This is a genomic window from Streptomyces sp. WM4235 (genome assembly GCF_001279725.1).
GTDB lineage: Bacteria > Actinomycetota > Actinomycetes > Streptomycetales > Streptomycetaceae > Streptomyces.
Map to the genome: position 1 here is coordinate 128,980 of NZ_LGDE01000458.1, position 12,195 is coordinate 141,174.

At 71.9% G+C, this 12,195-nt stretch carries 10 protein-coding genes and 2 tRNA genes; 8 read left to right on the top strand and 4 right to left on the bottom strand.

The window, feature by feature from the left end; all coding sequences use genetic code 11:
* The 5 genes from ADK55_RS32670 (at position 1) to ADK55_RS32690 (ending at position 5,189) form a co-directional block, all read left to right on the top strand.
* Positions 1–1,065 (top strand): acyl-CoA dehydrogenase family protein, encoded by a 1,065-nt coding sequence (locus ADK55_RS32670; protein WP_053684096.1) that lies wholly within the window; start codon positions 1–3, stop codon positions 1,063–1,065.
* The gene (locus ADK55_RS32675) at positions 1,062–1,451 is read left to right on the top strand and encodes a MaoC family dehydratase (protein ID WP_053684099.1); all 390 of its coding nucleotides are present in this window, start codon (positions 1,062–1,064) and stop codon (positions 1,449–1,451) included. The genes ADK55_RS32670 and ADK55_RS32675 overlap by 4 nt, the downstream gene beginning before the upstream one ends.
* Positions 1,448–2,614, top strand: coding sequence for a lipid-transfer protein (locus ADK55_RS32680; protein WP_053684101.1), 1,167 nt, complete (start codon positions 1,448–1,450; stop codon positions 2,612–2,614). Before ADK55_RS32675 ends, ADK55_RS32680 begins: the two co-directional genes overlap by 4 nt.
* A 190-nt stretch (positions 2,615–2,804) precedes the next feature.
* Positions 2,805–3,338, top strand: coding sequence for a SigE family RNA polymerase sigma factor (locus tag ADK55_RS32685; protein WP_053684103.1), 534 nt, complete (start codon positions 2,805–2,807; stop codon positions 3,336–3,338).
* Between the two features lie 201 nt (positions 3,339–3,539).
* Positions 3,540–5,189 carry a long-chain fatty acid--CoA ligase gene (locus ADK55_RS32690; RefSeq protein WP_053684105.1) on the top strand — a complete coding sequence of 550 codons (1,650 nt, stop codon included), beginning with the start codon at positions 3,540–3,542 and terminating at the stop codon, positions 5,187–5,189.
* A 19-nt stretch (positions 5,190–5,208) separates the two neighbouring features.
* Here ADK55_RS32690 and ADK55_RS32695 read toward each other — a convergent pair whose 3' ends face one another.
* The 3 genes from ADK55_RS32695 to ADK55_RS32705 all read right to left on the bottom strand — a co-directional run bounded on the left by ADK55_RS32695 (position 5,209) and on the right by ADK55_RS32705 (position 9,736).
* Entirely contained in the window at positions 5,209–5,784 is a 576-nt protein-coding gene (locus tag ADK55_RS32695; RefSeq protein WP_053684107.1) for an antibiotic biosynthesis monooxygenase, read from the bottom strand.
* A gap of 13 nt (positions 5,785–5,797) precedes the next feature.
* Positions 5,798–9,181, bottom strand: a complete 3,384-nt coding sequence (locus ADK55_RS32700) for a PAS domain-containing protein (protein WP_053684109.1) — start codon at positions 9,179–9,181, stop codon at positions 5,798–5,800.
* Between the two features lie 120 nt (positions 9,182–9,301).
* Complete coding sequence (locus tag ADK55_RS32705) at positions 9,302–9,736, bottom strand: SSI family serine proteinase inhibitor (protein ID WP_053684110.1); 435 nt, start codon at positions 9,734–9,736, stop codon at positions 9,302–9,304.
* Positions 9,737–10,070: 334 nt separating this feature from the next.
* Here ADK55_RS32705 and ADK55_RS32710 point away from each other — a divergent pair.
* The 3 genes from ADK55_RS32710 (at position 10,071) to ADK55_RS32720 (ending at position 11,147) form a co-directional block, all read left to right on the top strand.
* Positions 10,071–10,161, top strand: a tRNA-Ser gene (locus ADK55_RS32710).
* A 379-nt stretch (positions 10,162–10,540) separates the two neighbouring features.
* Positions 10,541–10,613, top strand: a tRNA-Arg gene (locus tag ADK55_RS32715).
* Positions 10,614–10,778: 165 nt separating this feature from the next.
* Positions 10,779–11,147 carry a PH domain-containing protein gene (locus ADK55_RS32720; protein ID WP_053684111.1) on the top strand — a complete coding sequence of 123 codons (369 nt, stop codon included), beginning with the start codon at positions 10,779–10,781 and terminating at the stop codon, positions 11,145–11,147.
* Positions 11,148–11,203: 56 nt separating this feature from the next.
* Here ADK55_RS32720 and ADK55_RS32725 read toward each other — a convergent pair whose 3' ends face one another.
* Positions 11,204–12,118, bottom strand: a complete 915-nt coding sequence (locus ADK55_RS32725) for an SMP-30/gluconolactonase/LRE family protein (RefSeq protein WP_199826689.1) — start codon at positions 12,116–12,118, stop codon at positions 11,204–11,206.
* Between the last annotated feature and the right edge of the window lie 77 nt (positions 12,119–12,195).

Sequence of the window (12,195 nt, forward strand, 5' to 3'; positions counted from 1 at the left end):
ATGGACTTCCACCCCACCGAGGAGCAGTCCGCCGCGGCCGATCTCGCCGCACGGATCTTCCGGGACCTCGCCACCCACGAACGCCTCGCCGCCGCCGGCACCGGCAGCGACGCCGAGCTCTGGAAGGCCCTGACCGCGGCCGGACTGATCGCCGCCGTCGAGGAGGTCGGTCTGCTGGGTCTGGTGCTGCTGCTGGAGGAGCAGGGTCGTACCACCGCGCAGGTTCCGTACGCCGCCACCTGTGCGTACGGAGTCCTCCCCGTGGCCCACCACGGCAGCCCCGCGCAACGTGCCCGCCTGCTGCCCGCCCTGGGCACCGGCGAGGCGGTGGCCACCGGCGCCTTCCCGGCGCGCGGCCGGATCACCGCCGACCCGGACGGCCGGCTCACCGGCACCGTGCCGGCCGTGCCCTGGCTGCGCGATGCCACGCACATCCTGGTGCCGGACACGGACGGGGCGCTGTGGTTCGTGACGACGGACGCGCCCGGCGTGCGGATCTCGCCGGTGGAGACGACCGCGCCCTGGGCGGCCGGCGCGTTGACCCTGGCCGGGGCCGAGGGTGAACGGCTGGGCGGTCCGCGGGCCCACGACGAGGTGCTGTCCGCCGCCCGCACCGCCTTCGCGGGCCTCCAGGCGGGCGTCTGCGCCGGTTCGTTGGCACGCGCGGTGGAGTACACCTCCACCCGCGAACAGTTCGGCCGGCCGCTCTCCACCAACCAGGGGGTCATGCTGCGCGCGGCGGACGCGTACATGGACACCGAGGCGATCCGCGTCACGGCGTACGAGGCGGCATGGCGGATCGACACGGGCCTGCCGGCGCGCGAGCACACGCTCACGGCAGCCTGGTGGGCCTCGGAGGCGGGCAAGCGGGTCGTTCACGCGGGCCAGCACCTGCACGGCGGCATGGGCGCCGACCTGGACCATCCCGTACACCGGCACTTCCTGTGGGGACGCCAACTGGACGCGTACCTGGGCTGCGGCAGTGAACTGCTCGCCGAGCTGGGCGCGCTCGTTTCGGACCCGGTGCCGGCCGGCGCCGCGATACCCGAGGGGGAAGACGCATGAACGTCGGCGACACGCTGCCGCCGCTGGAGATCCCGGTCACCCGCACGCTGATCGTCGCGGGTGCCATCGCCTCCCGTGACTACCAGGACGTGCACCACGACGCGGAGCTCGCACGCGAGAAGGGCTCCCCGGACATCTTCATGAACATCCTGACGACCAACGGCCTGGTCGGCCGGTACGTCACCGACCACCTCGGGCCGTCCGCGGTGCTGCGCAAGGTGGCCATCCGCCTCGGCGCCCCCAACCATCCCGGCGACACCATGACCCTCACCGCGACCGTCGTCGCCCGCGACGGGAACACCGCGGAGATCCGCGTCGTGGGCGCCAACGGTGTCGGCCTGCACGTCACGGGCACCGTCACCGTCACCCTGGGGGACACGGCATGAGCGTCCGTACCCGCGACGGTCTCGGCGGCCGCGCCGCCATCGTCGGCATCGGCGCGACCGAGTTCTCCAAGGACTCCGGCCGCAGCGAACTGAAGCTGGCCGTGGAGGCCGTGCACGCCGCCCTCGACGACGCCGGACTGGGCCCCGCCGACGTCGACGGCATGGTCACCTTCACCATGGACACCAGCCCCGAGATCACCGTCGCGCAGGCGGCCGGCATCGGGGACCTCTCCTTCTTCTCGCGCATTCACTACGGGGGCGGAGCGGCCTGCGCCACCGTCCAGCAGGCCGCCCTCGCCGTCGCCACCGGCGTCGCCGAGGTGGTGGTCTGTTACCGCGCCTTCAACGAGCGCTCCGGCCGCCGTTTCGGCTCCGGCGTCCAACAGCGCGAGCCCTCGGCGGAGGGCGCGGCACTGGGCTGGTCGCTGCCGTGGGGACTGCTGACCCCGGCCTCCTGGGTGGCGATGGCCGCCCAGCGCTATCTGCACACCTACGACCTGACCCCCGAGGCCTTCGGCCATGTCGCGGTCACCGACCGGCGGCACGCCGCCAACAATCCCGCCGCGTACTTCCACGGCAAGCCCATCACCCTCGCCGATCACGCCGCCTCGCGGTGGATCGTCGAACCGCTGCGGCTGCTGGACTGCTGTCAGGAGACGGACGGCGGCCAGGCGATCGTCGTCACCACCATCGAGCGGGCCCGTCACCTGCGCCGGAAACCCGCCGTGATCACCGCCGCCGCCCAGGGCGCCGGTCGCCGTCAGGAGGCCATGACCTCCTTCCACCGCGACGATCTCAGCGGACTCCCCGAGATGAACGTGGTCGCCCGCCAACTGTGGCGAACCAGCGGGTTGCGAGCCTCGGACATCGACGTCGGCATCCTGTACGACCACTTCACCCCGTTCGTGCTCATGCAACTGGAGGAGTTCGGCTTCTGCGCACCCGGTGAGGCCGCCGATTTCGTCGCCGCCGACGCGCTGCCGCTGAACACCCACGGCGGCCAGCTCGGAGAGGCGTACCTGCACGGCATGAACGGCATCGCGGAGGCCGTCCGCCAGCTCCGGGGGACCTCCGTCAACCAGGTTCCGGGCGCCGCGCACACCCTGGTCACCGCCGGCACCGGGGTCCCGACCTCGGCCCTGATCCTCGGCTCCGACGACTGAGGGGCGGCAGCCGAGGACGGCCGGGCGCGGCGGAGGAGAGGCGCCGACCGAGGGCCGGGAACGGTCGAGGGCGGGCCGCCTCCTCCACCTTCAGGAGGTGGGGTACGGCCCGGCCCTACAACCTGAGATGGACCCCGCTTCGGCACCTGCGGCCGATCCGGGGAGCCCGCTCCGCTCCTAGCGTGGAGGCATGACCACGCCTGTGTGCACACTCGCCTCGAATCCGACGACGTACCCGTCGTTCTCGGCGTACGTCCGGACCCGCGGCTCGGTCCTGATGCGCACCGCGCGCTCCCTCACCGCCAACCCCTGCGACGCCGAGGACCTGCTGCAAACGGCCCTGGCCAAGACGTACGTGGCCTGGGACCGCATCGAGGACCACCGAGCCCTCGACGGCTATGTACGGCGGGCGCTGGTCAACACCCGCACCTCCCAGTGGCGCAAGCGCAAGGTGGACGAGTTCGTCTGCGACGAGCTTCCGGAGAGCGAGGAGGCGCCGGCCACCGACCCCGCGGAGGCGCAGGCGCTGCGCGACGCCATGTGGCGCGCGGTGACCCGGCTGCCCGACCGGCAACGGGCGATGGTGGTGCTCCGCTACTACGAGGACCTGAGCGAGGCGCAGACCGCCGAGCTGCTCGGGGTCTCGGTGGGCACGGTCAAGAGCGCGGTTTCCCGCGCCCTGGTCAAGCTGCGCGAGGACCCGGAACTCACCGTCGTCCGCTGAGGAAGCGTGTCGCCGTGTTTCACGTGAAACACGTCCTCGTGTTTCACGTGAAACACGAGCACGCGTGTCACCGCGCCCTGTTTCACGTGAAACAGCGCCAGGGTTTCCACCCGTGAGGTAGTGACATGCCGACCGGTACGTGCGCAGAATCGGCAGCATCCGTAGCCGCCGCAGCGCCGCAGCGCTCACCGGGAGGACGCTTTGCTGAGCACGATGCAGGACGTACCACTGCTGATCTCGCGAATCCTGACCCACGGGTCGACGATTCACGGAAATTCCCAGGTGACGACCTGGACGGGCGAGGCCGAGCCGCACCGGCGCAGCTTCGCGGAGATCGGCGCCCGCGCTGCTCAGTTCGCCAACGCTCTGCGTGACGAACTCGGAGTCCAGGAGTCGGATGTCATAGGGACTCTGATGTGGAACAACGCCGAGCACGTGGAGGCGTACTTCGCGATCCCGTCCATGGGCGCCGTTCTGCACACGCTCAACCTGCGACTGCCCCCCGAGCAGCTGGTCTTCATCGTCAACCACGCGGCCGACCGGGTCGTACTGGTCAACGGCACCCTGCTCCCCCTCCTGGCCCCGCTGCTGCCGCACCTGCCCACCGTCGAGCATGTCGTCGTCGTGGGGGTCGGGGACCGCTCCGCACTCGAAGGCCTCGACGTGCGCGTGCACGAGTACGAGGACCTGCTGGCGGGCCGCCCGGACACCTACGCGTGGCCCGAGCTGGACGAGCGCCAGGCCGCGGCCATGTGCTACACCTCCGGCACCACCGGCGACCCCAAGGGCGTCATCTACTCGCACCGCTCCGTCTACCTGCACTCGATGCAGGTCAACATGGCCGAGTCGATGGGTCTGACGGACCGGGACACCACGCTCGTCGTCGTTCCCCAGTTCCACGTGAACGCGTGGGGGCTGCCCCACGCCACGTTCATGACCGGCATCAACATGCTGATGCCGGACCGCTTCCTTCAGCCCGCCCCGCTCGCCGAGATGATCGAGCGGGAGAAGCCCACCCACGCCGCGGCCGTCCCCACCATCTGGCAGGGGCTGCTCGCCGAGGTGACCGCCAACCCGCGCGACCTGGCCTCGATGAAGCAGGTCACGATCGGCGGCGCGGCCTGCCCGCCCTCTCTCATGGAGGCGTACGAGAAGCTCGGCGTCCGCCTCTGTCACGCCTGGGGCATGACGGAGACCTCGCCGCTCGGCACCATGGCGCACCCGCCGGCCGGTCTGACCGCCGAGGAGGAGTGGCCGTACCGGATCACCCAGGGCCGCTTCCCCGCGGGTGTCGAAGGGCGCCTGGTGGGACCCGGCGGTGACCACCTGCCGTGGGACGGCCGGTCGGCGGGTGAGCTGGAGGTGCGCGGCACATGGATCGCGGGCGCCTACTACGGCGGCGCCGACGGCGAGCCGCTCCGTCCCGAGGACAAGTTCAGCGCGGACGGCTGGCTCAAGACCGGTGACGTCGGGGTGATCAGCGCCGACGGGTTCCTCACGCTGACCGACCGGGCCAAGGACGTCATCAAGTCCGGCGGCGAGTGGATCTCCAGCGTCGAGCTGGAGAACGCGCTGATGGCGCATCCGGAGGTGGCCGAGGCGGCGGTCGTGGCCGTCCCCGACGAGAAGTGGGGCGAGCGTCCGCTGGCCACGGTCGTCCGCACGGAGGGCGCGAGCGTGGACTACACGGGGCTGCACGCGTTCCTCGCCCAGTCGATCGCCAAATGGCAGCTCCCGGAGCGCTGGGCCTTCGTCGAGGCGGTACCGAAGACGAGCGTCGGCAAGTTCGACAAGAAGGTGATCCGGAAGCAGTACGCGGACGGGGCACTGGAGGTCACCAGGCTCGACTAGGAGAACGCGCCGGCGGATGTCAGCCCCGGGTGAGCCATGGCCGCAGCAGCCTGCTGACGGCGGGCATGGCCACGTAGGTCATGAGGGCGCTGAAGACGACCGCGAACGCGGCCGTGCGCACCACGAAGTGCAGATCCACCAGGTACGGCCCGAGCAGCGCGTTGCCCGCCAGCGAGATCGGGAAGATCGCCAGCCCCGAGCTGATCGCCATCTTCCAGCGCGGCGGCGCGGGCCGGGTCGTACCCGGCTTGGCGAACCAGGTCTCCATGCCGTGGAGTTCCCGCCGGGCTATCTCGGTGTGGTGGTGCCCGAGGCAGTTGGCGAACCACTGCGCCCGCTCGGCGGAGTCCTGCCACCGCTGGAACGCCGCCTCGTTGCGGAAGCGGTGCACCAGGAACCAGGGCCCGCCCTCCGAGGCCGGGCGGAACAGCCCGTATCCGAGGTGGTCCGGAAAGCTCGCGGCGGTCTCCAGGATGCCGTGGGCCCAGGCCTCGAACGTCTCCTCGTGGCCCGGTTCCACCTGACGGGCGATGAGCAGGTTCACCTCCCCGTTGTCGGCGGGGACGGTGTGCTCGGTCGTGTGGGTGATGGCCATGCGGCCAGGATGACTAGTTGGTGCCGATCTTTGCCAGCAGGTCCACGATGCGGCCCTGCACGTCCGCGGTCGTGGATCGTTCGGCGAGGAACAGGACGCTCTCGCCCGAGGCCAGCCGCGGCAGTTCGGCCGGGTCGATCCCGGCGGTCGTGTAGACGACCAGCGGGGTCCGGTTCAACTGTCCGTTGGCACGCAACCAGTCCACGATCCCGGCCCGGCGCCGCCGGACCTGCATCAGGTCCATGACCACCAGGTTCGGGCGCATCCGGGTCGCCAGCTCCACGGCGTCGGTGTCGGCGCCCGCCCGTGCCACCTGCATCCCGCGCCGCTCCAGGGCGGCGCTCAGGGCGATGGCGATCTCCTCGTGCTCCTCGATCAGCAGGACCCGGGACGGGTGCTGCTCGCTGTCGCGGGGCGCGAGTGCCTTGAGCAGGACGGCCGGATCGGCGCCGTACGCGGCCTCGCGCGTGGCGTGTCCCAGCCCGGCCGTGACCAGGACCGGGACCTCGGCGGCCACCGCGGCCTGACGCAGCGATTGCAGGGCGGTCCGGGTGATCGGCCCGGTCAGCGGGTCGACGAACAGCGCCGCGGGGAAGGCGGCGATCTGCGCGTCCACCTCCTCGCGGGAGTTCACGATCACCGGGCGGTAGCCGCGGTCGCTCAGGGCCCGCTGCGTCTGCGCGTCGGGCGCGGGCCACACGAGCAGCCGGCGCGGGTTGTCCAGCGGCTCCGGCGGCAGTTCGTCGTCCACGGGGCGGGGCACGGGCCGGTTGACCACCTCGACGGCGCCACCGGGGCCGTCCAGCGGCTCGGGGCCCTCGGCGGAGCCCGCCTCGGGTGCTCCTATCGCGAAGGCACGTCCCTGAGCGGCGGGTTCGGCGAGTCGACGCCTGCGACCGGAGCCGCTCGCGTCGACGGAGATGCCCTGGCCCAGGGTGCCGAGGGCGCGCACGCTGATCGGCTGCGCGGCCTCCGCCGGGGCGTCCTGCGGCTGCCGGGCGCCGGGGACGGCGGCCGGCGCGGCCTCGTCGTCCTCGACGGCGGTCCGGGCGGCGGGTACCGGCCATGCCGGGGTGGCGGGCAGGGCGCGGCGCCGACCGGTGGGGTGAGCCGGGTCGGCGGCTTCCCGCGCACCGGACTCGGGCGCGGCGTCGGGGGTCTCGGGCTCCGAGGCCGGGGCGCCGAGCACCCGCCGGCCGCGGCGTCCGCCCGGAGCTTCGGAGTCGGCCTCGGCGGGAGCGGGCGCGGAACCGGCCATCGCGGGCGCCTGCGGGGCGGCCGGGGCGGGCCCCGGAACCGGGCTCGCCGCCGGGGTCGGTCCGGCGGGAAGCGCGAAGCCGCCCTCGGGGGCGATGGGGCGCTGCGGGACGGGCGGCACGAGGCCGGTCGCCGGCACGGGCCCGCCGGGCTGCGCGGGCGGACCCGCGGGTCCCAGCGCGCGCCGTCGTCCGGCGGGGTGCTCGGTCACCGGGACCGGCGGTACGGGCGGCAGCGCGGGCATCGCGGTTCCCTGCGGGGGCACGGGCCGACCGGAGCCGCCCTGCCCGCCGTTCACACCGTTCTGGGGACCCCGGGCGGGGCCGGCCGCGGCGCCGTTCCCGCTGCCGTCGCCGTCACGACCCCGGCGGCGTCCGGTGCCCAGGCCCGCCGGGTTCACCGGGGACTGCGCCAGCCCGGATCCCACCGGACCGGAGTCGGCGGGGCTGCCGTCGGCCCGTCGCCGTCCGGACGGCAGCGCCAGCGCACTCCCGCCACCACCCTGGCCGGGCTGGGGGCCACGGCCCTCGGGGGCCTTCGGCTCCTCGGCCTCGTCGTCCAGGAACGCGTCCACCCCGCTGCGCCGTGCGCGCCGGCCGCCGGACTCGCCCTTGCCTTCGCGGCCCGGCTTGCCCTCGGGGGCCTCGTCCTCGGGCTCCTTGGCCGGTTCGGGCAGGGTCACCGTGCCGGCTCCCGCACCCAGCGGGAACTCCAGGACGTACGCACCGCCCGGCGCACCCGGGACCTCGACCGTCTGCAACACACCGCCGTGCGCGGCCACGATGCCCCGCACGATCGGCTCGTGCACCGGGTTGCCCCCTTCGTAGGGCCCGCGCACCTCGATCCGTACGACGTCGCCGCGCTGCGCGGCGGCCACGACGATCGTGGAGTCGGCGTACCCGCTGCCCTGCGCGGTCTTGCCGGTGGCGTCCACCCCGGCCACGTCCGCGATCAGATGCGCGAGGGCGGCCGCGACGCGCTCCCCGTCCACCTCGGCCTCGATGGTCGGCGCGTGCACGGCGAACTGCGCCCGGCCCGGCCCGATCAACTCGACCGCGCCGTCGACGCCGGCCGCGACGACCGTGTTGATCAGGACCTTCTTCTTGTCGAGCTTGTCGCTGCCCGCGTCCAGTCGTTGGAAGCCGAGCACGTTGTCCACGAGCGTGGTCATCCGCGAGTACCCGGCGGCCAGGTGGTGCAGCAGCTGGTTGGCCTCGGGCCACAGCTGACCGGCGTCGTCGGCCGCCAGCGTCGCCAGTTCCCGGCGCAGTTCGGCCAGCGGACCACGCAGCGAGTCGTCGAGCAGCGCCATCAACTGGGCGTTGCGGGCCGCGAGGGCGTCGTACGGCCGCCGGTCCGTGAACGTCATGACGGCGCCGACGAGCAGTTCCCCGTCCCGTACGGGCGAGGTGGTGAGGTCGACGGAGACGGGCTGCCCCGACTTGTTCCACAGGACCTGCCCGCGGACCCGGTGCTTGCGTCCGCTGCGCAGGGTGTCGGCGAGGGGGGATTCCTCGAACGGGAACGGCGAGCCGTCGGCGCGGGAGTGCTGGATCAGCCCGTGCAGCTCGCGGTTGCCGAGGTCGGTGGCGCGGTACCCGAGGATCTGCGCCGCGGCCGGATTGACCAGTACGACCCGCCCGTCGGTGTCGGTACCCACCACGCCCTCGGCGGCGGCCCGCAGGATCATCTCGGTCTGCCGCTGGGAACGCGCCAGCTCGGCCTCGGTGTCCACCGTCTCGGAGAGATCCCGTACGACGAGCATGAGCAGCTCGTCACCGGTGTAGGACGGGGCGGGCTCGCGGTAGGCGTCACGGCCGTCGAGGTGGGCGCTGGTGACCTCGACGGGGAACTCGGATCCGTCGGTGCGCCGCGCGGTCATCCGCTTCGGCCTGGCCCGCCCGCCCTCGTCGTCGCCGGGTCGGCGCATGGAGCCGGGGATCAACTTGGAGTCGAACTCGGGCAGCAGGTCCAGCACACCGCGCCCGACGAGCCCCGTTCCGGGACTCTCCATGATCTCGAGTGCGATCGAATTCGCGTTGACGACCGTGCCGTTGGCGTTGACGAGCAACAGCGCGTCGGGAAGAGCGTCGAGTATTGCTGCGAGGCGAGCAGCGCCTCGGGATGGCCTGCTGCTCACGACGAGCTTCCTCCCCTGACCACGACTACCGGCATGTCACGGGAGGAGTCTAAGGGCACGGGCCCTCGGCGGGGCGGCGGATGTGCGGTGTATTCCGCCCATCCTTCGCATCCTCCCAGGTCAGGCACGCCCACTCGGAAGCACAGGTTCCATGTTGTTCCACCGGGCGATGTCGCATCCGTTCGTCCGCTGGAACGTCGCGTCCACCCTCCTGCCGTCCCACGTTCCCGTGATCCGGGCGGTGGCGGGCCCGCCGTCGACCATGGTGCAGAACTGCCGCTTCGAGACGGGGGCGAAGGGGTTCTCGCCGTTCTTCGCGAAGGTGTCGAGTCGGGCGCAGGCGTCGTGGGCCCGGGGGTGGTTGCCTCCGGCCGGGTCGCACTCCAGGGAGTAGTCGCCGTCGGCGAGCGGGTTGCCGGTGTTGGACACGGAGACGGTCAGCCGGTCGGGAGCCGGCGCCGACGGCGACAGCAGGTTCAGGGGCAGCGGTGGCAGCGGTCCGGCGGCCGCTGCGGCCAGGACGGAGGTGACGGCGAAGGCGGCGAGACGCAGCATGTGGCACTCCAGGTCGTCCGTACGTCGTACGCCTCACCAACGACGTGCCGGCCCCGACGTTGCGCACGCGGCACGCCGTGTGTGCGTGCGGCGGCGCGCCGCCGCCCTCGGGACGGCTGCCCGGTTCCCGCGGAACGCCCGCCGGTTCACCCGTTGGTACGTCCCTCACCGCGCCCGTCCCACTCCCGCCGTGCGCCCCTCGACACAGGTGCCGCGCGCGGGGTCCTAAGCCTTTGCCCTGGACCTGTCGTTCCTTGTACCGTGGGAGCGGATTGGTGACCGGCCCCGGGCCTGTGTCATCATCTGCACGCACCTTCGTACGCGAGGGTGTGCTGGAGGCGTCGCCTAGTCCGGTCTATGGCGCCGCACTGCTAATGCGGTTTGGGGCTTACCCCCCATCGAGGGTTCAAATCCCTCCGCCTCCGCACCTCACCGAAGCCCCGGTCCTCAGGACCGGGGCTTCGGTGCGTTCGGGCCTCGTGCGGGCGCCGTCTCGTGATCGTCGTTCGCGGATGCCGCGTGGACGCTTTTCGGGCGACTCGTCGACGACTTCCGGCCGCTCCCGGACCCTGGCGCGCCGAAGTGGGGTCGTGCCGGGGTTCCGCCCCCGTGATCGCGCAAGGAGCCCTCGCGGACCCCTCGGCAGCCCGGTCGGGGTCACTTCCCGGCCCTGCCCGGATGATCTTCTTCAGGGGCGTTTTCGCAGGTCAGCGGCGGTGGGGCTAATGGATTTCGCGTCCCGCCGAGGTCCATGTATTGTTGTTCTCGCAAGGCCAACGGGGCGCAAAACCCCGGGAAGCCCAAGCACTCGTAGCTTAACGGATAGAGCATCTGACTACGGATCAGAAGGTTGCAGGTTCGAATCCTGCCGAGTGCACAGCAGGCCAGAGGCCCTCAGGAGAAATCCTGAGGGCCTCTCGCGTTTCCCCGGTCGTGGCGTCTCCGGGGGATCTCCGGGTGGGGGTCCGTCTGGTGGACGACGCCGCGCGGGGAGGGGCCGGCTAGCCTTTCGAGGGTCGTCGAGTCTTCGAAGGGAAGTTCCATGGGTCTGTTCGGGAACGCGCACACGGTCGATCCGGTGTCGGCGCAGCGGGACTACCAGCGGCTGCTGGGGCACGGGGAGCAGGTGCACGCGGCGTATCTCCTGATCCGCGACACCATCCTGTTCACCGACCGGCGGCTGGTGCTCGTCGACAAGCAGGGCATCACCGGCAAGAAGGTGGAGTACCACTCCATCCCCTACCGCAGCATCACGCACTTCTCGGTGGAGACCGCCGGTCACTTCGATCTCGATGCCGAGCTGAAGATCTGGATATCGGGCAGTCCGACGCCCGCGGTGGAGAAGACCTTCACCAAGGGCGTCGACATCTACGAGGTCCAGGCGATCCTCACGCAGTTCGTCGCCCGATAGGCCGGTGGTCGTGGACCGGGTGCGTCCGTTGTGTGCGCTCCGGTTCGCGGCAGGGGTCAGCGGGCCACGCGGGGGAGGCCGGTCACCGACATCACCAGGGAGTACAGCGAGGTGGTGGCGGTGATGAAGAGGCGGTTGTTCTTCGGGCCGCCGAAGGTGATGTTCGAGACCGGCTCCGGTACGCGGAGCCGGCCGATCAGGGTGCCGTCCGGCGCGTGGCAGCGCACGCCGTCCGCCATGGCCGCCGCCCACAGCCGGCCCTGGTCGTCGAAGCGGATGTTGTCCACGGAGGGGCAGACGGCGAACACCCGGTCGTGCGTCAGGGTCCCGTCGTCGGTGACCTTGAAGGCGCGGATGTGGCCCGCGCGGGTGTCGGCGGCGTACAGCTCGCTCTCGTCCGGGGAGAAGACGAGGCCGTTCGGGCCCAGGAAGCCGTCCGCGACCAGCCGGACCTCGCCCGTCGCGGGGTCGGCGCGGTAGAGGTTGCAGGCGCCGATCTCGCTGGGGGCGCGGTGGCCCTCGTAGTCGTTGGTGATGCCGAAGTCCGGGTCGGAGAACCAGACGGAGCCGTCCGAGCGCACCACCGCGTCGTTCGGGCTGTTGAGCCGCTTGCCGTCCCAGTGGTCCGCCAGGACCGTGAGGCTGCCGTCCGGTTCGGTGCGGGTGACGCGTCGGTTGCCCTGCTCGCACGTGATCAGGCGGCCCTCGCGGTCGAGGGTGTTGCCGTTCGAGTGGCCGGCCGGGGAGCGGAAGACGGAGACGGCGCCGGTCGCCTCGTCCCAGCGCAGCATGCGGTCGTTGGGGATGTCGCTCCACACGAGTTGCCGCCAGGCGGGGAGGTAGAGCGGTCCTTCCGCCCAACGGCAGTCGTCGTACAGGCGCTCCAGGCGCATGTCGCCGTTGGCGCAGCGGCCCGTACGGAAACGATCGTCCAGAATCTCGTACAGGCCGAGGTCGGCGATGCCTGACATGGTTCCCCCTATTGCTCGATCAACCGAATGAAGTTCGGCGTGATGGTGAGATTGCAGGATCAGGTACCGTCTTCGCA

Excerpts from the sequence above, each read along its gene's own strand:
- ADK55_RS32670 (WP_053684096.1), top strand. The coding sequence starts at position 1 with ATGGACTTCCACCCCACCGAGGAGCAGTCCGCCGCGGCCGATCTCGCC.
- ADK55_RS32675 (WP_053684099.1), top strand. The coding sequence starts at position 1,062 with ATGAACGTCGGCGACACGCTGCCGCCGCTGGAGATCCCGGTCACCCGC.
- ADK55_RS32680 (WP_053684101.1), top strand. The coding sequence starts at position 1,448 with ATGAGCGTCCGTACCCGCGACGGTCTCGGCGGCCGCGCCGCCATCGTC.
- ADK55_RS32685 (WP_053684103.1), top strand. The coding sequence starts at position 2,805 with ATGACCACGCCTGTGTGCACACTCGCCTCGAATCCGACGACGTACCCG.
- ADK55_RS32695 (WP_053684107.1), bottom strand. The coding sequence starts at position 5,784 with ATGGCCATCACCCACACGACCGAGCACACCGTCCCCGCCGACAACGGG.
- ADK55_RS32705 (WP_053684110.1), bottom strand. The coding sequence starts at position 9,736 with ATGCTGCGTCTCGCCGCCTTCGCCGTCACCTCCGTCCTGGCCGCAGCG.
- ADK55_RS32720 (WP_053684111.1), top strand. The coding sequence starts at position 10,779 with ATGGGTCTGTTCGGGAACGCGCACACGGTCGATCCGGTGTCGGCGCAG.
- ADK55_RS32725 (WP_199826689.1), bottom strand. The coding sequence starts at position 12,118 with ATGTCAGGCATCGCCGACCTCGGCCTGTACGAGATTCTGGACGATCGT.